The following is a 19,835-nucleotide window of genomic DNA, read 5'->3' as shown; positions in this document are numbered from 1 at the left end:
TGGTTTATCCCCTGGAGATTATTCCTTTGTTGAAACCAAAGCTCCAACAGGATATATTTTAAATACAATACCAGTTCATTTTACAATTTCAGCTGAAGAAGAAGGTCAACCACAAATGGTTATTGCCTCGGATAATTTTATCAATTATCAAGGTTCAGCCGAATTAATTAAGCAAGATAACGAAGGTCAGCCACTTTCTGGTGCAGTTTTTAAAGTTGTTGATAAAGCTGGCAAGACAATCCAAGCTAATTTAACTTCTGGTAAAGATGGTAAAGTGGTAGTTGATGGATTATCCCCCGGAGAATATTCCTTTGTTGAAACCAAAGCTCCAACAGGTTATATTCTAAATACAATACCAGTTCATTTTACAATTTTAGCTGAAGAAGAAGGTCAGCCTAGTCTAATAATTGCTTCGGATAATTTCGTTAACTATCAAGGTTCAGCACAATTAATCAAAAAAGATAGTGAAGGTCAACCCCTTGCGGGCGCTATCTTCAAAGTAGTTGATAAAAATGGAAAAACAGTCAAAGAAGGCTTGACTTCCGACAAAGATGGTAAAGTAAGTATTGATGATTTAGCCCCCGGAGAATATTCTTTTGTTGAAACACAGGCTCCGACAGGTTATATTTTAAATACTATTCCTACCCATTTTACAATCTTAGCTGAGAGTGAAGGACAACCTCAACTGGTTGTCGCTTCAGATAACTTTATTAATTATCAAGGGTCAGCTGAATTGATTAAGCATGATATCAACGGTCAAGCTTTATCAGGTGCAATCTTTAAAGTGATTGATGCAGATGGAAAAACCATAAAAGAAGGTTTAACTTCTGATGAAACTGGTAAAGTATTAATTGAAGGTTTGGTTCCAGGTGACTATTCATTTGTTGAGACTAAAGCCCCTGAAGGATATATTTTGAATACTCTGCCAGTTAACTTTAGCATCTCAGGTGAAGAAGAAGGCAAAGTAAAAGTAGTCATGGCTTCAGATAACTTTATTAATTATCAAGGATCAGCTGAGTTGATTAAACATGACAGTCAAGGTCAAGCTTTAGAAGGTGCAATCTTTAAAGTTGTTGATTCAAAAGGAAAAATAATCAAAGAAGATTTGGCTTCCGATAAAACTGGGAAAGTATTAATTGACAATTTGGCACCAGGAGATTATTCATTTGTTGAGACAAAAGCTCCAAGCGGCTATATCTTGAATACTTCAAAAGTTGATTTTACTATTTCAACAAAAGAAGAGGGTCAACCCAAAGTAGTCATGGCTTCCGATAATTTCATCAACTATCAAGGATCTGCTGAATTAATTAAACATGACAGCCAAGGTCAAGCTTTAGAAGGCGCAGTCTTTAAAGTTATTGATTCAAAAGGAAAGAGTATCAAAGAGAACTTGGTTTCTGATAAAGAAGGAAAAGTTTTAATTGAAAATCTTGTACCAGGAGATTATTCATTTGTTGAGACAAAAGCTCCAAGTAGCTATATCTTGAATACTTCAAAAGTTGATTTTACTATTTCAACAAAAGAAGAGAATAAACCAAAAATAGTTATGGCTTCAGAGAACTTTATCAATTATCAAGGCTCTGCTGAATTAATTAAGGTAGATGAGAATGGTAAATCTCTTTCAGGTGCAGTCTTTAATGTTACTAATAGTGAAACTCATGAAGTAGTTATTAAGGGGATCAAAACTGATGCAAATGGAGTAATTAAGGCAAATCATCTAAAACCAGGTAAATACACTTTTGTTGAAACAGAGGCTCCAGCAGGTTATCAATTAAGTCAAGAAACTAGAGCTTTTGAAATTAAAGCAAGCGCAGAAAACAAACCACAAGTTGTTAATACTGGAAAGTTCGTCAATAAAAGACTTCCAATTACACCTAAAAAGCCAGAATTACCTAAGACAGGAGAAGAACGAAATACTTTCTTGCCTATAGTTGGTGTTGGACTATTAATGGTGGGTGCTACTTTATATGTATTTTTTAAAAGACGTAAAATGTAAAATTATATAAAAACATGGCTTTAGCCATGTTTTTGATTTGGAAAAAGTGGTAGTGACTTAATACAAAAATATTTTAGTTTGTAATACGATGAAATCATGGTTCGTTATAATGTCAAATTATTTTCAAATAGTCAAGGTTCGATTTTTTAAAAAAATTAACCATAAAATTAACCAAAAAATAAAGAAATATATAGGAGTATTTGTGACGATAAATACGAAAATTTATAAAATAAAAAGTCACTAAGAAGATTTTTAGTGGCTTTTTATTTTATAAATTATTCAGGATATGTGGTTTCATGCCGAGTGCAGGAATCGAACCTGTGACCCCTTCGTTACGAGTGAAGTGCTCTACCGACTGAGCTAACTCGGCACATAATGAGAATGGTTACCCACTTTTATTATGATACAACTTTTTAAACCTATTTTCAAGAACTAGAAGTCTTTGGCATTGGGTTGATTGTAGCCGTAACGCTCACAGAAATCTTCTCGGAATTCCAGAAGGTTGTCATCTATAATGGCCCCGCGAACGTCTTTCATTAGATTTACGAGGAAGTGAAGATTGTGGTATGAACAAAGACGAAGGCCAAAAGTTTCATCGGCTTTGATTAAATGACGAAGGTAGGCGCGTGTATAGTTAGTACATGTGTAGCAATCGCACATTGGGTCAAGTGGAGTAAAATCGTGTTCGTATTTAGCATTACGAATGTTAACTCGACCGAAATGAGTCATTAGAGTTCCATTACGAGCAATTCGTGTAGGAAGAACGCAGTCAAACATATCAACTCCACGAATAACACCATCAATCAAGCTATCTGGTGCACCAACACCCATTAAATAGCGGGGCTTGTCTTCTGGAAGCATTGGTGTTGTAAAGTCAAGGACAGCATTCATTTCTTTATGAGATTCACCAACGGCAAGACCACCGATAGAATAGCCAGCGAAATCCATTGAAGTCAAGTCTCTAGCTGATTGACGACGTAAATCTTCAAAACCAGCTCCTTGAACAATTCCGAAAAGTCCTTGGTCATTTGGACGACGGTGAGCATTGAGGCCACGCTCAGCCCAACGGGAAGTTCTTTCAACAGAGGCTTTGACATAGTCATAGGGTTGATAGAAAGGTGGACATTCGTCAAAGGACATCATGATGTCAGAGCCAAGATTATTTTGAATGCTTATTGCTTTTTCGGGGTTAAGAAAAAGTTCACGTCCGTCCAAATGGCTCTTGAACTTAACGCCTTCTTCTGTGATATTTTTTTTGTTTTGAACTAGGCTGTAAACCTGGAAACCACCACTATCAGTCAGGATAGGTTGGTCCCAATTCATAAATTTGTGAAGACCGCCAGCTTCAGCGACGAGTTCATCTCCGGGTCGTAACCAGAGGTGGTAAGTGTTTGAGAGAATAATCCCTGAGCCTAATGTTTTGAGTTCTTCTGGGCTCATTGTTTTAACGGTAGCTTGAGTACCTACGGGCATAAACATTGGAGTTGGGAAGGTACCATGTGGTGTGATGATTTCTCCTAATCTTGCTCCTGTATGTTTTTCTTTTTTTATTAATCTGTATTTTATTGCGTGTTCTGTCATAAGATTCCTTTATTTACTCGTAGAATCGAGTCTTCTTGTAGCTTAAAAAGCAAGCACTTATAAGTATAACAAAAATTAAACGCTTTTTATAGATGATTTTTTGAAAATCGGGCGAAAGTCTTAGAGATTTTACCTATTTATTGGTATAATTAAGTAAATATAATGTAAGACAAATTATTGGGAGGTATTTTATGTCAAGATGGGAATTGAAAAATCAAGCCAAAGGAGCTTTGAAAGATAATTTTGGTTCAAAAATGTTACTCTTTATTATTCCAATTATTGCGGGGATTTTAGGTGGAGGAAATGGTGTAAAGCAGTCCATGGACTACAATACTTCTAATTTTGATAGTATTCCAGGTAGTGTTTGGATGGTGATTAGCTTTGCGACTTTGCTTATTGCTATTTTAATGATTGTTGTAGCCTTGTTTGTTTCAGTTGTAACAGTTGGGGCAATTTTTAACTATATCAAAATTTTCCGTGGTGAACGAAATAATCCACAATTTAAAAATGTTTTTGGACCTTTCTATGATGGTTCAGCTGGCAAAATTATTCTTTTAAGTATTGTCAAAGGGGTGATTTTTGTTGCCTTGATGTTTATCCCAGTGATTGGTTGGGCATTTGCAATTTATTTGGGACTTGGTTGGTCACAAGCAACTTATGTTTTGTTTGATCAGTTAGAAGAAGGACGTTACAGCGGTGTTATGGGCGTTCTTAGCGAATCAGCAACAATGATGAAAGGTTTGCGTGGAAATTACTTCATTTTCAAGTTGAGTTTCTTCTGGTGGTATGTTCTTTATGGTATCTCAGGTGGTTTAGCAGGATTCTGGACTACTCCTTACCTCAACATGGCTTCAATTGCTTATTACGAAAATATTGGTAAATAATAAAAAAGCTGTCAAAGTTACTGACAGCTTTTTTTATTTACTGACAGAACAATCAGTAGCTTAATTTTCACGTTTAGCATGACGTCCATGAACGAAATGGTAAATGACAGCAATTAGAAGTGCAAGAATTGCTGAGGCAAAATAGAGATTACGATAGCCTAATAGAGGCATAAATATTCCTAAAATAAAGGGTCCAAAACCGACACCCATATCCATAAAGCCAAAGAAAGTAGAAGTTGTGATTCCTAAACGATGAGCTTCTGAATTACGGATGGCAATTGCTTGTCCAAAAGGCGAAAATGAGCCGTAGCCTAAACCGATAAATATAGCAGCAAGGAGCAACATCCAACCAGAATGAGCAAAACCAATCAGTAAAAGGCCAAGTGCAAAGAAGAGGTAGGTTGGATACATTACAAAGTTATCACCAAAGCCGTCAAAGACACGACCAGTAATTGGACGAGAAAGAAGGACAGTAATGGCATAAACTAAGAAGAAAAATGAGGCAGCCTCTGAAAGGTGAATATTACGAGCGTAAGCATCCATAAATGACAGAATACTTGAGTATGAAATACCTATGAGAAAGGCAATTAATGAAATTGGTAAAGCTTCTTTTTCAAAGTAATTTGACCAAGCGAATTTTTTATGCACTTTATTATCGACAGAATTAGAGCTGTCAGAAGTTTTTTCAACATGTATGAAGAAAATTCCGACTAAGGCAATAAATAAAAGTAAGGCAGAAAGCCAAATTAATGAATAAAAACCTGATGTCCGGTAAAGAAACATTGATAAAAAGGGACCAACTGCTGACGATAATGTGACAGAAAGCGCATAATAACCAATTCCCTCACCACGTCTTGAAGAAGGAACAATGGCACCAGCCAAAGTTCCAGAAGCTGTTGCAGCAATACCGAATCCAAGTCCATGTACAAGACGTAAAATTAATAGTAGAACGACACTATGCACAAAGAAATAAGCAAAGGTAAGCAAGAAATAAATGAGTGTTCCTATGTACAAAAGTTTTTTTGCACCAAGGCGTTTCATATTATTTCCAGCCCAAAGTCGAGCAATAAATCCGCCGACAATAAAAATTCCAGATAAAATACCAGCGATACTAGCAGAAGCGTGATAACGTTCCATAGCCATTGTACCAATAACAACAGTAGGGAGATAAAAAACAAGATAAAAAATAAAATTAAGTAACATATTAACAACGAAAGTTGTTGTCCAAAGTTTTTCTTTCATAAAGTTCCTTTCTTTGAGAAAAATTTATGAATGCGTAAACATCCGCCTAAAAAACAGATAAAACTCCCGCTTTTTAGACGAGAGTTTTGTGTTTGCGTAATTCAACTTTATTATTGTATCAAAAAAAATCGATAAAATGTTGCCGGGGAAACGTAATAGTCTATAAAATAACTTTTGTAGTCATTTTTTCCCTAAGCCTGAATAGGCATATTCAATTTTAATACAGCGATTCATCACAATTTTATTTCTTCCTGCTTCTCGAAGAATTTGTTCAGCTTCTTGAGATTGTAAGCCCAATTGCGCCCAGAAAATATCGGCGTCAGTTTCAATGAAGTCACGAGCAACATCCGCCAAAAACTCACTTCGACGAAAGATATCAACGATATCAATATGAAATGGAACTTCTTTGATAGAAGGGTAGACTTTTTCACCTAGTAATTCACGGCCAGCAAGTCTTGGATTGACTGGAATAACATGGTAGCCATTTTGTTGTAATCCTTGAGCAATTAAAAAAGATGAACGGTCTGTTTTATCGCTAATCCCAACGACAGCGATGGTTTTTGCATTTTTGAGATAATCAAACATTGCCTCTTGTTCTGGATTTTCAAATTCGTACATTAGATTTCCTCCTCCTGCTTTGTTTTTATTATACAATATTAAGGGAAGTGGTGTGGTTTAAAAGCTTCTTTAAAATGATTATAAAAATTTTTCAGAATTGTAAAATTCTTGAAATTTTTTGCTATAATTAGGCTATGAATAAGAAACAAATAAAAACACTAACAAGCGTCATTGTAGTCATTATTGCACTGGCTGTAGGATATTTTGGTTCGGGACGTCTGCATTTGGGACAAGGAAATAATTCGGCTACTGATAATAGTAGCCAAGTTTCCACAAAATCACTGGCAAGTTCGGTTAAACAAGCTCCTTTAACTTTTAAAAATCAAAGACAAATGGTCATGGCCAATACTGATGCTTTAGGTCGTGCGGTTGATTCACATATTCAATTGAATGATTCTCAAGAACCTAAAGTCAAACGTGAACCCTTGACCTATAATCCGGTTGGTTGGCATAATTATAATTTTTATTATAAAAAATCAGATGGTTCGATTGGTAAAATGTGGCTAATGGCTCGTGGCCATTTGGTGGGTTATCAATTTTCAGGTCTAAATAATGAAGCAAGAAATTTAGTGCCAGAAACGGCTTGGTTCAATGGTGGAAATTTCACTGGAACGAATGATGGAAATACAGCCAGCATGCTTTATTACGAAAATCGTTTGGACAGTTGGCTTGCAAATCATCCCAATTATTATTTAGATTACCAAGTGACCCCTCTCTACGAAGGAAATGAACTTTTGCCTCGACAAATTCGTTTGGCTTATGTTGGAATTGATAAAAATGGTCAAACCTTGTCTATCAAACTCGGTGGTGGTCGTGAAAAGTCAGGAAATGGTGGAGCAACTGTCGTTGTTCTTGACAATGTCGCTCCAAATGCAAAAATTAATTATGCTGACGGGACCGCAGTTAACACAGTCAGCCCTAAATAGTTACTGACAGACTGTTCTGTCAGTAAAATAAAGCTCTGTCAGTAAAAAAATGCTTGAAAAATCAGTCAAAAGACTGAGAATTCGGGCTTTTTTTCTTGCTATAATTAATATATAAATACAAATTCATGAGTGATTAGAATTTGTTAATTATCGGAGGAAAGAGAATGTTTTTACTACTTATACTATTTTTAGCTATGTTACTTTTTATAAAAGGATTCTTTAAAATTGTTTTACCTGCTTTGATTATATTAATGATTTTGAAATTTTTGTTCGGTGGTTTAATGCTCTTACTTAGTCCGCATTTTTGGGGGACTTTGCTCGTAATTAGCATTATTGTATGGCTTGTGAGAGCCAGTCGTAGTCGTTACTACTAAAAGGAGAAAAAATGTTTGTAGGATTTTTATCAGGTTTGATTGTAATGGGGGCTTTGCTTTCAATTTTGTTAGTGCTTTTGGGAGTGATGGCATTGAGAGTATTTGTACGCTATATCTTGCCCATTTTACTTATTTTACTGATTGTTCGTTTGATTATTTCAGGGATTGTACTTTTGTTTAACCCGCACTTTTGGTTATTCATTGCTGTTGTCGCTTTGGTCCTCTGGATTCTTGGTAAAATCAGGAATTAAGTAGTTTATAAATAATATTAACTTATAGAAATTACTGACCTTTTTGTCAGTAATTTTTTGCTTATAATTTTATAATCATTTTTAACTTTATTGAGTGTTTTCCAAAAATTTGGTATAATTTTTTTACAACTGTGTATTTGAAACAAGCATTTTGTTTATAAAAAAGATTTCCGCTAAGGAAACATCGGAGGACGTCATGTCAAATGAATACAGATCCCGCTCGTCACGTCGTGAGCGGAGAAGCTCTCGTTGGGCAAATAAAGATTCTGATGTCGTGGAAGCGGCAGCGAATCAAGCAATCAGGCATTTAGAAGAAGAACCAGAAGGTCAAAACGTCGAACGAACTTCAAGACAAAAATTGACACATGAAAAAACACTCAGAATTCCTTTAGCAGTCTATGGATTACTTACGGGTCTGTCAGTGCTTTTAGCATTAACTTTTTATGCATTTCCTTTGTGGAAACCAGTAGCCACAGCCAGCCAATCACAAAACCTTTATTCAGGATTTGCGATGCATCATGGTTTAGTTCCTTTTAATGATTTTTATGGGACAGGTGGTACGGTTTTTTATCTCATTAATTGGTTAGGGAATATTGGTGGGACGACTTGGCTTTTATGGCTTTTTGAAATTATTGCTTTACTAATCAGTGGAATTTTAGTTTACCGCTTAGTGGGTCAACAAACGAAAAATCAAACGGCATCACTAACTGTATCGGTTTTTACCTTAGTTATTATTGCAGGTTTGGCAAGAGGAGGAGATAGTCCAACGCTCTTTGCTCTTCCTTTTGCCTTATGGGCAGCACGATTTTTGAGTTCTTATTTCCAAGATAGTTCTACAGATAGGGGATTTATTCGATTTGGAATGGCAGCTGCCTTTGCCTTAGTCATTTCTCCTGTCATGTCAGTTTTCTTTATTTTATCTGCTATCGCTCTCATTATTCATAATGTGGGTAGCCGTAAAATTGGACGTGGTTTTTACCAAATGCTGGCAACAATTTTGGGAGTTCTATTAGTAGGTTACTCAGTCGCTTATTATTCTCTTGAAGAACAAACAATCTATACTTCTATTGAACAATCTATTTTAATTCCCTTTACACATTTTGGTCCAAGTGGTGATTTATTATTAACTCTTGCTAAAGCTTTAGTTCTCACTCTTATTTTTGGAATTGTTGCAGGTTTCGTCCAAGGAATTGTACAACTCAAAAAGGGTGGACCAGCCAGAGTTTGGTATGTCATGATGCTTATTGGAATTGTTGGATTGACAACGATGATTGTTTTTGCTCAGACTTTTGATAGTTCTAATCTTTTGGCTGTCCTGCCATTTACAATAGTTTTTGCAGGTCTTGGGTTGACAGATAGCGATCAAATTTTGTTGAAATATCTGCAAAATCGTTTATTTGCTCCGATTTTGGCAATACTTTTTGTCATTTTTACACCAATTAGTTATCATTTCATGAACCGAACAATTGCTTCAGAAGAGCAAAGTGTGGCACAATATATTAAGGCAAATGCCACAGGTTCTGACCGAGTTTATGTTGTCGCTGATGGTAAAAATATTAACAATTTGACCAAAACAATTTCAACTTTAGATAATGTTCCAGCAAATTATCCAATTAAATTTACCCAAAGTTATGATTTGAAAGTGGGTAAATTATCAGATAAATTCGTTGTTTTACAGGCCAGTGAGAAAGCTCCGACTAGTTTGAAAAAAGTTTTAGATAAAGACTATAAAGTGACTAACTATGCTGGAAAATATTTCCAAGTCTATAAAAAGAAATAAACTAGTGTTACCAGAATCTGTTTGTAAGTTTTGAAAATCAAAACTTCATAATATTACGGAGGTCAATAATGAGAAAATTTGAAAAATCGCATAAACTTGATAATGTCAGCTATGATATTCGTGGTCCAGTATTGGATGAAGCACAAAGAATGCGAGCCAATGGTGAAAAAATTCTTCGATTGAATACAGGAAATCCAGCTGAATTTGGCTTTCTTGCTCCTGATGAAGTCATTAGTGACTTGATTCAACATGCTGTGGATAGCGAAGGATATTCAGATTCTAAAGGGATTTTCTCGGCTCGTAAAGCGATTATGCAATACTGTCAGCTAAAGGGTTTTCCTAATCTTGATATCAATGATATTTTCACAGGTAATGGGGTTTCTGAATTGATTGTTATGGCCATGCAGGGACTTTTGGACACAGGGGATGAGGTTTTGATTCCTATGCCTGATTATCCACTTTGGACGGCTTCTGTCAGCTTAGCTGGAGGAACAGCTGTTCATTACCTCTGTGATGAACAGGCTGGTTGGTTCCCTGACATTGATGATATTCGCTCAAAAATCACAAGTAATACAAAAGCCATTGTTTTGATTAATCCTAATAATCCAACGGGTGCGCTGTATTCTAAAGATTTATTGCTTGAAATTGTTCAAGTGGCTAGAGAAAATAATTTAATTATTTTCTCTGACGAAATTTATGACCGATTGGTTATGGATGGAGCAGTTCATGTTCCGATTGCTAGCTTGGCACCAGATCTTTTTGTGGTCACAATGAATGGCCTCTCAAAATCACACCGCATTGCGGGATTCCGCGTGGGGTGGATGGTTCTGTCAGGTGAAAAATCACATGTCAAGGGTTATATTGAAGGTTTGAATATGCTGGCTTCAATGCGACTTTGTTCCAATGTTTTAGCTCAATCAGTCGTACAAACTTCACTTGGTGGCACTCAATCGGTTGATAAATTGCTGTTGCCGGGTGGACGAGTTTATGAACAAAGAGAATTCATTTATAAAGCCATCAATGATATTCCAGGATTATCTGCGGTCAAACCTCAAGCAGCTTTCTATATTTTCCCTAAAATTGACAGAGAAATGTATAAAATTGATAATGATGAACAATTTGTCTTGGACTTTTTGAAGCAGGAAAAAATCCTGCTTGTTCATGGTCGAGGATTTAATTGGAAAGAGCCAGACCATTTCCGAATTGTTTATCTGCCTCGTGTGGACGAATTAGCGGAAATACAAGAAAAAATGGAACGTTTCCTTTGGCAATATCGTAAATAATAAATAGAAAAAGATGTATGAATAATTCGTATATCTTTTTTTGTTGAGAGTAATTTTCTGACAATTTTTATTGTTTTTCATGCTTTTTTATGTTATACTGATTATGAAAAATTTTGTATAAAAACAAGAATATAAAAAAATAGGAGAACAAAGTGGCTACATTACTTGAAAAAACACGTAAAATCACCGCGATTTTGCAAGATGGAGTGACCGATTTGCAACAAGAGTTGCCATATAACAGTATGACTGAACGCTTGGCAAACGTCATTGATTGCAATGCATGTGTGATTAATACGAAGGGCGAGTTGCTTGGTTACTCATTGCCTTATAATACAAACAATGACCGTGTTGACCAATTTTTCTATGATCGTAAATTGCCTGATGAATATGTTCGTGCGGCAGTACGTATCTACGATACAATGGCAAACGTTCCTGTTGACCGTCCATTAGCAATCTTCCCAGAAGAAAGCCTTGGCGATTTTCCAAAAGGTGTGACAACTTTAGCACCTATTTATGGTTCTGGAATGCGTTTGGGAACATTTATCATGTGGCGTGAAGACGGCGAATTCACTGATGATGATTTGGTCTTAGTTGAACTTGCAACAACAGTAATTGGTGTTCAACTCTCAAATCTTAAACTTGAACAAATGGAAGAAAATATCCGTAAAGACACCATGGCAACTATGGCTGTTAACACACTTTCATATTCAGAAATGAAAGCTGTTAAAGCAATCATTGAAGAGCTTGATGGTGAAGAAGGGCATGTTATCGCTTCTGTCATTGCTGACAAGATTGGGATTACACGTTCAGTCATCGTTAACGCATTGCGTAAACTCGAATCTGCTGGTGTAATTGAATCACGTTCACTTGGTATGAAAGGAACTTATCTTAAAGTTCTTAATACTGGTTTATTTGATAAACTTGCAGGACGTAATTTCTAAAAGCCAGGGTCTTAGCGCTTTAGCGCTTAGACTTCGGCTTCACAAAAAGCTCCTATCGTAGATGGGAGCTTTTCGTGCTTTATAAGAGTTTTAAACAAATTTTTATTAGATTAGAATGTGAAAATTACTAGTGAATTCATGTTAGCGCTTCGCCCTTTTATCATTCGCTTGTGACTCGCGTTGGTGCTTTATAAGCCTTTTAATCAAAATGCTATCAGGTTGTTTAGGTCAGAAGGTTGAACTTGCTGACAGAAGCCACATACATGGTTAGAGTACTATTTAGTTTCACAAACAGCTCCTATCTCAGATGGGAGTTGTTTGTGTCTTATAAAGATTATCGATTATCGATTTATAATTACTGACGAAATTATCTGTCAGCAATTTTTAAAATTGTATCAGAGATAAATTTTTCTGTCAGTAATTTTGCTTTCTATTTTTACTGACAAAAAGTTCTGTCAGTAAAAAAATGACTGGTAAATGGTTTAAAATCACTGACAGACTGTTAAAATGCCGATTTTTTGTTATAATTAACAAGAATAAACTCTAAAAAATGGAGATTGAAAATATGAGTCAAATTACAGAGGAACAAGTCAAGCACGTGGCGCTTTTGTCAAAGCTTGAATTCTCGGAAAATGAAGTAAAATCATTTACCGATACTTTTGGAAAAATCATTGATATGGTTGAAATGTTAGATGAAGTTGATGGTGAAGGTGTCCCATTTACTATGAATGTGGCAGATAATCTCAACTTCATGCGTGAAGATGTGGCAGAAAAAGGACTTGACCGTGAAAAACTCATGGCAGCCGTTCCTGAAAAAGAAGACGGCTTTATCAAAGTTCCAGCAATGCTTTCTGATGGAGGAGATGCTTAATGTCATACAATAACAAATCAATCAAAGAGCTTCATGAGCTACTTGTAAATAAAGAAATTTCTGCTCTTGAACTGACAAAAGCAACGCTTTCTGATATTTCTGCACGTGAACCACAAATTGATGCTTTTTTGAAAATTACAGAAGAAAAAGCTTTGCAAGATGCCGCCGCAATTGATGCTCGTGGAATTAATCCAGACGTTGTGACTGACGGAATCTCAATTGCTGTCAAAGATAATATTGTTACAGAAGGAATTGAAACAACAGCTGCCTCAAAAATTCTTGGAGGTTGGATTCCACCTTATAATGCAACGGTTGCGAATAAATTGAGCGAATCTGGGTTAATTACAATTGGTAAACTCAATATGGATGAGTTTGCGATGGGTGGTTCTGGTGAAAATTCTTCAGTTAAGCCAACCAAAAACGCTTGGGATCAAACAAAAGTACCTGGTGGTTCTTCATCTGGTTCTGCGGCTTCAGTTGCTTCTGGTCAAGTTCGTTTATCATTGGGTTCAGATACGGGTGGCTCAATTCGCCAACCTGCCGCATTCAATGGTATTGTTGGTTTGAAACCAACTTATGGTCGTGTGAGTCGTTTTGGTTTAATTGCTTTTGCTTCATCATTAGACCAAATCGGTCCATTGGCGCCAACAGTCGAAGAAAATGCTCAACTTTTGAATGTCATTTCTGGCTTTGATAAAAATGATAGCACATCATCAAATGTTGCAGTTCCCGACTTTACAAGTAAAATTGGTCAAGACATTAAAGGAATGAAAATTGCTTTGCCTAAAGAATATTTTGGTGAAGGAATTGATGAAAAAGTAAAAGAACAAATTTTGGCAGCAGCTAAACATTTGGAAAAATTGGGTGCCATTGTTGAAGAAGTTAGTCTTCCTCACAGTAAATATGGTGTTGCAGTTTATTATATTATTGCCTCTTCTGAAGCCAGCTCAAATCTTCAACGTTTTGATGGTATTCGTTACGGTTATCGTGCACAAGACATCAAAAATCTTGAAGATTTGTATGTAAAATCACGTTCTGAAGGATTTGGCCCAGAAGTTAAACGTCGAATTATGTTAGGAACTTTTAGTCTTTCAGCAGGTTCTTATGATAAACATTTCAAAAAAGCAGGTCAAGTTCGTACATTAATCATCAATGATTTTGCAAAAGTTTTTGAAAAATATGATTTAATCTTAGGCCCAACAACTCCGACACCAGCTTGGGACTTGGGAGCACGTGTTGATGATCCACTTTCAATGTATTTGGCGGATTTATTGACAATTCCAGTCAACCTAGCTGGCCTTCCAGGAATTTCAATTCCTGCTGGTTTTGCCGATGGACTACCTGTGGGAATGCAATTGATTGGTAAACGTTACGATGAAGAAACGATTTATCAAGTAGCGGCTGCTTTTGAAGCAACTACTGATTTCCACAAAAAACAACCGATTATTTTTGGAAAATAAAAAATGGAATTTGACGAATTAATCAAGCGATTAAATGCAGTTGCTGATGCAGGACTTTTTTACGGGAAAGATGTCTTTGATATTGAACGTTATCATGAAATCAAAGCGATTTTACCTCAACTTTTAAAGCATTCAACTACCTTGGCTAAAGAGGAGCTGACAGATCTCTTTCGTCCAAATAATTCTTATCCGACACCGATGATTGATGTGCGGGCTTTTATTCAAAATGAAGAAAAAGAGATACTCTTTGTTCGGGATAAAATTCAGGGAGACTGGGCCTTACCAGGTGGATATGGAGAGATTGGATTTACGCCAAGTGAAAATCTACTTAAGGAGTTGAAAGAGGAAGCTGGAGTTTCTGGAGAGATTGAGCGCTTATTAGCGATTTTCGATACAGACAAATGGCAATCGCAAGGAAAGCAATATTATAAATTTGTTTTTAAGTGTAAAGCTTTATCCATTGATTTTCTGGAAAATAGTGAAACTTCAGAAACGAAATTTATAAAACGCTCAGAGCTGACAAACTTGTCAGTAAAAAGAACGACCATGTCACAACTTAGTTTGCTTGAAAAATTGTCAAAAACCGGAAAACAATATATTGACTAGGATAATTTGACTTTCTTAAAGAAAGTATCGGAGAAAATAATGAACTTTGAAACAGTAATTGGGCTTGAAGTCCACGTTGAGTTAAGTACAAACTCAAAAATTTTCAGTCCCGCCTCAACAAAATTTGGTGGAGACCCTAATACAAATACAAATGTGATTGACTGGTCACTTCCTGGTGTTTTACCAGTCATGAATAAAGGGGTAATTGATAGCGGAATTAAAGCGGCTCTTGCTTTGAATATGGATATTCACAAATCAATGCATTTTGACCGCAAAAATTATTTCTATCCTGATAATCCCAAAGCTTACCAAATTTCACAATTTGATGAGCCAATTGGTTACAATGGTTCCATTGAAATTGAACTTGAAGATGGCCATAAAGCGACGATTCGCATTGAGCGCGCTCATTTAGAAGAAGATGCTGGGAAAAATACGCACGGAACGGATGGTTATTCTTATGTCGATTTGAATCGTCAAGGAGTACCATTGATTGAGATTGTCTCAGAAGCTGACATGCGCACTCCTGAGGAAGCTTATGCTTATCTGACAGCACTTAAAGAAGCCATTCTTTACACAGGAATTTCTGATGTGAAGATGGAAGAAGGTTCAATGCGTTGTGATGCCAATGTTTCGCTCCGTCCTTATGGTCAAGAAGCTTTTGGTGTGAAGACAGAAGTTAAAAACATGAACTCATTTAGCAATGTCAAAAAAGCTTTGGACTTTGAAGTCGACAGGCAAGCTAAGATTTTGCGCGCTGGTGGCGAAATTCGTCAAGAAACGCGTCGTTTTAATGACAAAACGGGGGAAACAATTTTGATGCGTGTTAAAGAAGGCGCTTCTGATTACCGTTACTTCCCAGAGCCAGATGTCCCTCGTTTTGAAATTTCTGACGAATGGATTGAGCAAATGCGTGAGAGCCTTCCAATGACGGCTAAAGCAAGACGTGCACATTATATTAATGATTTAGCTTTGTCTGATTATGATGCTCGTCAATTGACCGCAACTAAAGAAGTTTCTGATTTCTTTGATCAAGCGATTAAATTTGATACTGACCCTAAATTGGTGTCAAACTGGTTGCAAGGTGAAGTGGCTCAATATTTGAATAGTGAGAAAAAAGAACTTCATGAGATTGGCTTGACTCCAGAAAATCTGACAGAAATGATTCGTTTGATTTCAGATGGAACAATTTCTTCAAAAATTGCTAAAAAAGTCTTTATTGAATTAGCAAAAAATGGTGGTTCTGCCGAAGAATTTGTCAAGAAAGCTGGTTTGGTTCAAATTTCTGACCCTGCAGTGCTTTTGCCAATCATTCATGATGTATTTGCTAAGAATGAACAATCTGTAGCAGATTATCGTGGTGGGAAGCAAAATGCGGCGAAAGCTTTGGTTGGTCAATTGATGAAAGCAACTAAAGGACAAGCTAACCCAACGGTTGCGCAAAAACTTTTGTATCAAGAATTGGATAATTTCTAAGGATCAGCTTTATGAAACAGCTATCCTACATTTCGTTCGGTCATAAGTTAGTGGAAGACAGTAATATGAAAACTTTATTTTGTTTTGCCAGTTATAATAATAAAAATATCCGTCCTAATTTGAAACGGATATTTTTTATTATGATTGATAAGTATGGTAAAATGTTGGCAGAATGAGTTTGTCAGCAGATATATAAAACTCAGCTTTTAAAGGAGAACCATGCTTGAAATTAAAGATGCAACTTATTGGGCGGAGCAATTAAAATCAGGAAATCTTTCTGCCAAAGCGTTATTAGAAATGACAAATGACAAGATTCAAAAGCTCAATCCGCGTTACAATGCGATTATTGCTTATGATTTAGAAAAGGCAAAAGCAGATTTAGCTTTAACGAGTCAAGGTTTTTTTGCTGGTCTTCCTTTTGCTTTGAAAATGTTGGGACAAACTCATAAAGGATTGCCTGATACGGCTAGCTCTCACCTCTTTTCAGAGAATGTGGCATCAGAGGATGACAACTATGTTAAAGGACTCTTAGATGCTGGTTTCACGCCATTTGGACAAACGAATTCTCCAGAGTTTGGCTTTAAAAACATTTCTGATTCAAAACTCTACGGAGATACACGAAATGTCTGGAATGAAGCTTATTATTCGGGAGGGTCTTCTGGCGGAGCGGCGTCTGCCGTGGCTTCTGGGATGTTTGCAATTGCTGGAGCTTCAGATGGCGGTGGGTCGATTCGGATTCCAGCCTCATTTTCGGGCTTGATTGGACTTAAAATGACGAGAGGGCGGATGCCACAAGGGCCTGATTCTTACCGAGGATGGCAAGGAGCATCGATTTCTGGAGCTCTTGCTGTATCTGTGCGAGATACGGCTCGTTTTGTGCTTGAAATGCAAACCCTACAAGAAGCAGCACCTTATCAGGCAAAATTGTTGGACGAAAAAGAACTTATAGCGCTCACTGAAAGTACTGGCCAAGCTGTCAGCAATAATTTATCAAGAAAGTTGAAAATTGCTTATTCACTCCAAAGCCCGATTTCTGAAATTGAATTATCAAAAGACGCCATAAATGCATGCCTAAAGGCAGTAGAGTTTTTAGAGCGTCAAGGTCATGAATTGACAGAAGTTGATTTTCCCATAGAAGCTCGTCCTTTGATTCAGTCTTATTATCGTATGAATGCGGCTGAAACAGTGGCCATGTTAGAACCTTGGGAACGGGCTGCCGGACGAAAATTGACGAGTCAAGATGTTGAACTTTTGACTTATGCGCTTTTAGAAGCCGGAAGAAAAGCTCCGGTGTCTTCTTATATCAACGCTTTAGCTCAGTGGGATCTTGCGGCTAGAGATTTTACTGACAAAATTTATAAAGATTATGATTTATTTTTGACGGCAACAACTGCTAAAACAGCCCCTAAAATTGGTCAGGAATTAATGACAGCGGAAGTATTAAAAGAAATGTCAGAAATTAGCCAATATGAATTTGAACAACAAATAGAGATTATTGAAGCCGCTTTTGAGCGTTCATTAGCTTTTACACCTTATAACTTCATCAGTAATTTAACGGGTCAGCCTGCGCTTTCTCTGCCCGTTTATGTTAATGAAGAAACGAATCTGCCACTTGGAATTCAACTTTGGGGACCAAAAAATTCTGAAATTGAATTATTGAAAGTTGCTAAAGAATTTGAGGAAGCGGGTCAATTTATTTTACCCAAAGCTTATCAATGAGTTTGATGTTATTTTACTGACAGAAATTTTAAATCAAATCTATCAGTAAATTTAAAAGAAAAACCACCCTAAGTGGCGGTTTTATGCTAAATCCTGATTTTGTCTAAAACGTTTAATCATGCGGATGGTTGTTGGAATTAAGATAGAGGTTGAACCCAGCCAAGCGGCAGGATTACTTGAGATAATTACCGTATAATTGAGTAAAAGAACACCAATGATAGCGACTCCTGCCCGCATGAAAAGCTCTGCAAAGCCACACAATGTTGGAATCTTGGCATTACCTAAGCCTTGAATTGTTGAGCGGGTAACGAATAAAATGGCTAACAACCAATAGAAACTTCCGTTCACAAGATAATAGTGACTCGACATCTCAATAACGGCTGTTTGGCTACTTGAAATGAAAGCAGTGGTGAAATAGAAGTGAGCAAGGTTTAAGATAATGGCAAAGATAATTGACCAACCGACAGCAATTGTAAGAGCCCGTGTTAAGCCTTGATTAATTCGTTTGTACTGTTTAGCCCCATAATTTTGTGCTCCAAAGGTTGCCATGGCAAGGCCGATTGAAATCATCGGGAGCATCGCAAATTGGTCAATTTTAGAAACGATGGCTTGGGTAGCGACAGCATTTGTTCCCATTTTATTCAAAGCGACTTGGAGCGTGATAGAGCCGATGGCAATAATACTTGATTGAAAGCCCATTGGAATACCAAGTCTAGCATGGTGGACAATTTCGGCACGATCTAGCCGCCATAAATTTTTTGAAATTTGAAATTCGGGAACTTTTCGTTTGATGTGCCAAAAAAGAAATAATACCGAAATCATTTGGGCTAAAATTGTTGCTCCACTTGCTCCAGCAATTCCTAATTTTAAGACTAAAATAGCAAAATATTCAAAGGCAATATTTAAAATTGAGGCAGCAATCAAAGCATATAATGGCGTTTTAGAATCGCCCAAAGCCCTTAGAGCATTAGACAGATAAGCGTAGAGATTAGTGGCAATCATTCCGCCTAACATAATGCTTAGAAAGGTCTTGGCACCTTCAAAAATTTGGCTTGGGGTCTGCATAACTTGAAGCAAAGGTCCCACAAAAATAAGGGACAATATGCTGAGCAAAATAGAAATCGCAATTGTAAAGTAGAGGCCCGTGACATAGGATTTTTTTATGGCTAACTCATCTTTTGCCCCGAAACGTTGGGCCGTTAAAATTGTCAAACCAGCAGTCATTCCTTGAGCAAAACCGACAATTAAAAAGTTGATAGAGCCTGTCGCTCCAACGGAAGCCAATGCATCTTTTCCCAAGGTTTGACCGACAATCAGAGTATCTGCCGTGTTATAGAGGACCTGAAAAAAGTTACCCATAAGTAAGGGCAAAGTAAATGCAATAAGTCCTGTTAAAATATTTCCTTTAGTTAAATCTTTCATTTTTTCCCTAAATACACTAAGTTGATTTCTTTATTTTAGCCCATTTTAATCGTTTTTACAATAGTATTTTTGATAAAATATGAATTATTTGTAAAGGCTTACGAAAAAATAGTCTGTCAGTAAAATTGACAATAAAAAAATCACTGACAAAACTGTCAGTGATTTTTATTTAAAGCTGTAATTATTTTTGGATGTTAACAGCTTGAGGTCCACGAGGGCCATCTTCAACGTCAAAAGTAACTTTTTGACCTTCGTCAAGTGTTTTGAATCCATCAGTTTGGATAGCTGAGAAGTGAGCGAAAACGTCGTTTCCTTCTTCAGTAGTGATAAAGCCGAAGCCTTTAGTTGCGTTAAACCATTTAACAGTTCCTTGTGCCATTTTTGGTACTTCCTTATTTATAAATTTGT

The 19,835-nt window shown here is 36.6% G+C and carries 18 protein-coding genes and 1 tRNA gene; 13 read left to right on the top strand and 6 right to left on the bottom strand.

Annotated features, from left to right (window positions below; all coding sequences use genetic code 11):
• Positions 1-1,996: SpaA isopeptide-forming pilin-related protein (locus IAE52_RS10240; RefSeq protein ID WP_200136787.1), on the top strand; the 1,996-nt coding region annotated here is incomplete at its 5' end.
• Positions 1,997-2,293: 297 nt separating this feature from the next.
• Here IAE52_RS10240 and IAE52_RS10235 read toward each other — a convergent pair.
• Positions 2,294-2,366, bottom strand: a tRNA-Thr gene (locus IAE52_RS10235).
• Positions 2,367-2,428: 62 nt separating this feature from the next.
• Positions 2,429-3,577, bottom strand: a complete 1,149-nt coding sequence (tgt, locus tag IAE52_RS10230; RefSeq protein WP_058206668.1) for a tRNA guanosine(34) transglycosylase Tgt — start codon at positions 3,575-3,577, stop codon at positions 2,429-2,431.
• A 191-nt stretch (positions 3,578-3,768) separates the two neighbouring features.
• Here tgt and IAE52_RS10225 point away from each other — a divergent pair, with 191 nt between their 5' ends.
• Positions 3,769-4,461, top strand: coding sequence for a DUF975 family protein (locus tag IAE52_RS10225; RefSeq protein ID WP_003129712.1), 693 nt, complete (start codon positions 3,769-3,771; stop codon positions 4,459-4,461).
• Positions 4,462-4,521: 60 nt separating this feature from the next.
• Here IAE52_RS10225 and IAE52_RS10220 read toward each other — a convergent pair whose 3' ends face one another.
• Positions 4,522-5,703 (bottom strand): MFS transporter, encoded by a 1,182-nt coding sequence (locus IAE52_RS10220; RefSeq protein ID WP_109990583.1) that lies wholly within the window; start codon positions 5,701-5,703, stop codon positions 4,522-4,524.
• Between the two features lie 180 nt (positions 5,704-5,883).
• Positions 5,884-6,321, bottom strand: coding sequence for a CoA-binding protein (locus IAE52_RS10215; protein WP_017864002.1), 438 nt, complete (start codon positions 6,319-6,321; stop codon positions 5,884-5,886).
• A gap of 134 nt (positions 6,322-6,455) precedes the next feature.
• Here IAE52_RS10215 and IAE52_RS10210 point away from each other — a divergent pair, with 134 nt between their 5' ends.
• The 11 genes from IAE52_RS10210 to IAE52_RS10160 all read left to right on the top strand — a co-directional run bounded on the left by IAE52_RS10210 (position 6,456) and on the right by IAE52_RS10160 (position 18,005).
• Entirely contained in the window at positions 6,456-7,247 is a 792-nt protein-coding gene (locus tag IAE52_RS10210) for a DNA/RNA non-specific endonuclease (protein ID WP_033899177.1), read from the top strand.
• Between the two features lie 164 nt (positions 7,248-7,411).
• Complete coding sequence (locus tag IAE52_RS10205) at positions 7,412-7,621, top strand: hypothetical protein (protein WP_010905160.1); 210 nt, start codon at positions 7,412-7,414, stop codon at positions 7,619-7,621.
• Between the two features lie 11 nt (positions 7,622-7,632).
• Positions 7,633-7,872: a hypothetical protein gene (locus IAE52_RS10200; protein WP_003129719.1), complete on the top strand. Its 240-nt coding sequence runs from the start codon at positions 7,633-7,635 to the stop codon at positions 7,870-7,872.
• A gap of 196 nt (positions 7,873-8,068) precedes the next feature.
• The gene (locus IAE52_RS10195) at positions 8,069-9,652 is read left to right on the top strand and encodes an APC family permease (RefSeq protein ID WP_033899174.1); all 1,584 of its coding nucleotides are present in this window, start codon (positions 8,069-8,071) and stop codon (positions 9,650-9,652) included.
• Positions 9,653-9,720: 68 nt separating this feature from the next.
• Entirely contained in the window at positions 9,721-10,935 is a 1,215-nt protein-coding gene (locus IAE52_RS10190) for a pyridoxal phosphate-dependent aminotransferase (RefSeq protein WP_003129721.1), read from the top strand.
• A gap of 152 nt (positions 10,936-11,087) precedes the next feature.
• A complete protein-coding gene (codY, locus tag IAE52_RS10185; RefSeq protein WP_003129722.1) occupies positions 11,088-11,876 on the top strand; it encodes a GTP-sensing pleiotropic transcriptional regulator CodY in 789 nt (262 codons plus the stop codon).
• Positions 11,877-12,441: 565 nt separating this feature from the next.
• Entirely contained in the window at positions 12,442-12,747 is a 306-nt protein-coding gene (gene gatC / locus IAE52_RS10180) for an Asp-tRNA(Asn)/Glu-tRNA(Gln) amidotransferase subunit GatC (protein WP_010905163.1), read from the top strand.
• Complete coding sequence (gene gatA, locus IAE52_RS10175; protein ID WP_031559095.1) at positions 12,747-14,207, top strand: Asp-tRNA(Asn)/Glu-tRNA(Gln) amidotransferase subunit GatA; 1,461 nt, start codon at positions 12,747-12,749, stop codon at positions 14,205-14,207. Before gatC ends, gatA begins: the two co-directional genes overlap by 1 nt.
• A 3-nt stretch (positions 14,208-14,210) precedes the next feature.
• A complete protein-coding gene (locus IAE52_RS10170; RefSeq protein ID WP_109990584.1) occupies positions 14,211-14,813 on the top strand; it encodes an NUDIX hydrolase N-terminal domain-containing protein in 603 nt (200 codons plus the stop codon).
• A gap of 39 nt (positions 14,814-14,852) precedes the next feature.
• Entirely contained in the window at positions 14,853-16,286 is a 1,434-nt protein-coding gene (gatB, locus tag IAE52_RS10165; protein WP_003129725.1) for an Asp-tRNA(Asn)/Glu-tRNA(Gln) amidotransferase subunit GatB, read from the top strand.
• A 219-nt stretch (positions 16,287-16,505) separates the two neighbouring features.
• Positions 16,506-18,005, top strand: coding sequence for an amidase family protein (locus tag IAE52_RS10160; RefSeq protein WP_033899165.1), 1,500 nt, complete (start codon positions 16,506-16,508; stop codon positions 18,003-18,005).
• Positions 18,006-18,086: 81 nt separating this feature from the next.
• On the opposite strand, the gene IAE52_RS10155 is transcribed toward IAE52_RS10160, so the two are convergent.
• On the bottom strand, positions 18,087-19,427 hold the full coding sequence (locus tag IAE52_RS10155) for an MATE family efflux transporter (RefSeq protein WP_010905168.1): 1,341 nt from the start codon (positions 19,425-19,427) through the stop codon (positions 18,087-18,089).
• 181 nt (positions 19,428-19,608) lie between these two features.
• On the bottom strand, positions 19,609-19,806 hold the full coding sequence (locus IAE52_RS10150) for a cold-shock protein (RefSeq protein ID WP_003129735.1): 198 nt from the start codon (positions 19,804-19,806) through the stop codon (positions 19,609-19,611).
• Between the last annotated feature and the right edge of the window lie 29 nt (positions 19,807-19,835).

Origin of the sequence: Lactococcus sp. S47, from assembly GCF_016517475.1 — a bacterium.
Lineage (GTDB): Bacteria > Bacillota > Bacilli > Lactobacillales > Streptococcaceae > Lactococcus > Lactococcus lactis.
Note: the sequence above shows the minus strand (reverse complement) of the source record. Positions and strands in the feature narration are given on the sequence as shown.

Bases quoted from the DNA above. Each gene is read 5' to 3' on its own strand.
- tgt (WP_058206668.1), bottom strand. From the start codon at position 3,577: ATGACAGAACACGCAATAAAATACAGATTAATAAAAAAAGAAAAACAT.
- IAE52_RS10225 (WP_003129712.1), top strand. From the start codon at position 3,769: ATGTCAAGATGGGAATTGAAAAATCAAGCCAAAGGAGCTTTGAAAGAT.
- IAE52_RS10220 (WP_109990583.1), bottom strand. From the start codon at position 5,703: ATGAAAGAAAAACTTTGGACAACAACTTTCGTTGTTAATATGTTACTT.
- IAE52_RS10215 (WP_017864002.1), bottom strand. From the start codon at position 6,321: ATGTACGAATTTGAAAATCCAGAACAAGAGGCAATGTTTGATTATCTC.
- IAE52_RS10210 (WP_033899177.1), top strand. From the start codon at position 6,456: ATGAATAAGAAACAAATAAAAACACTAACAAGCGTCATTGTAGTCATT.
- IAE52_RS10205 (WP_010905160.1), top strand. From the start codon at position 7,412: ATGTTTTTACTACTTATACTATTTTTAGCTATGTTACTTTTTATAAAA.
- IAE52_RS10200 (WP_003129719.1), top strand. From the start codon at position 7,633: ATGTTTGTAGGATTTTTATCAGGTTTGATTGTAATGGGGGCTTTGCTT.
- IAE52_RS10195 (WP_033899174.1), top strand. From the start codon at position 8,069: ATGTCAAATGAATACAGATCCCGCTCGTCACGTCGTGAGCGGAGAAGC.
- IAE52_RS10190 (WP_003129721.1), top strand. From the start codon at position 9,721: ATGAGAAAATTTGAAAAATCGCATAAACTTGATAATGTCAGCTATGAT.
- gatC (WP_010905163.1), top strand. From the start codon at position 12,442: ATGAGTCAAATTACAGAGGAACAAGTCAAGCACGTGGCGCTTTTGTCA.
- gatA (WP_031559095.1), top strand. From the start codon at position 12,747: ATGTCATACAATAACAAATCAATCAAAGAGCTTCATGAGCTACTTGTA.
- IAE52_RS10170 (WP_109990584.1), top strand. From the start codon at position 14,211: ATGGAATTTGACGAATTAATCAAGCGATTAAATGCAGTTGCTGATGCA.
- gatB (WP_003129725.1), top strand. From the start codon at position 14,853: ATGAACTTTGAAACAGTAATTGGGCTTGAAGTCCACGTTGAGTTAAGT.
- IAE52_RS10160 (WP_033899165.1), top strand. From the start codon at position 16,506: ATGCTTGAAATTAAAGATGCAACTTATTGGGCGGAGCAATTAAAATCA.
- IAE52_RS10155 (WP_010905168.1), bottom strand. From the start codon at position 19,427: ATGAAAGATTTAACTAAAGGAAATATTTTAACAGGACTTATTGCATTT.
- IAE52_RS10150 (WP_003129735.1), bottom strand. From the start codon at position 19,806: ATGGCACAAGGAACTGTTAAATGGTTTAACGCAACTAAAGGCTTCGGC.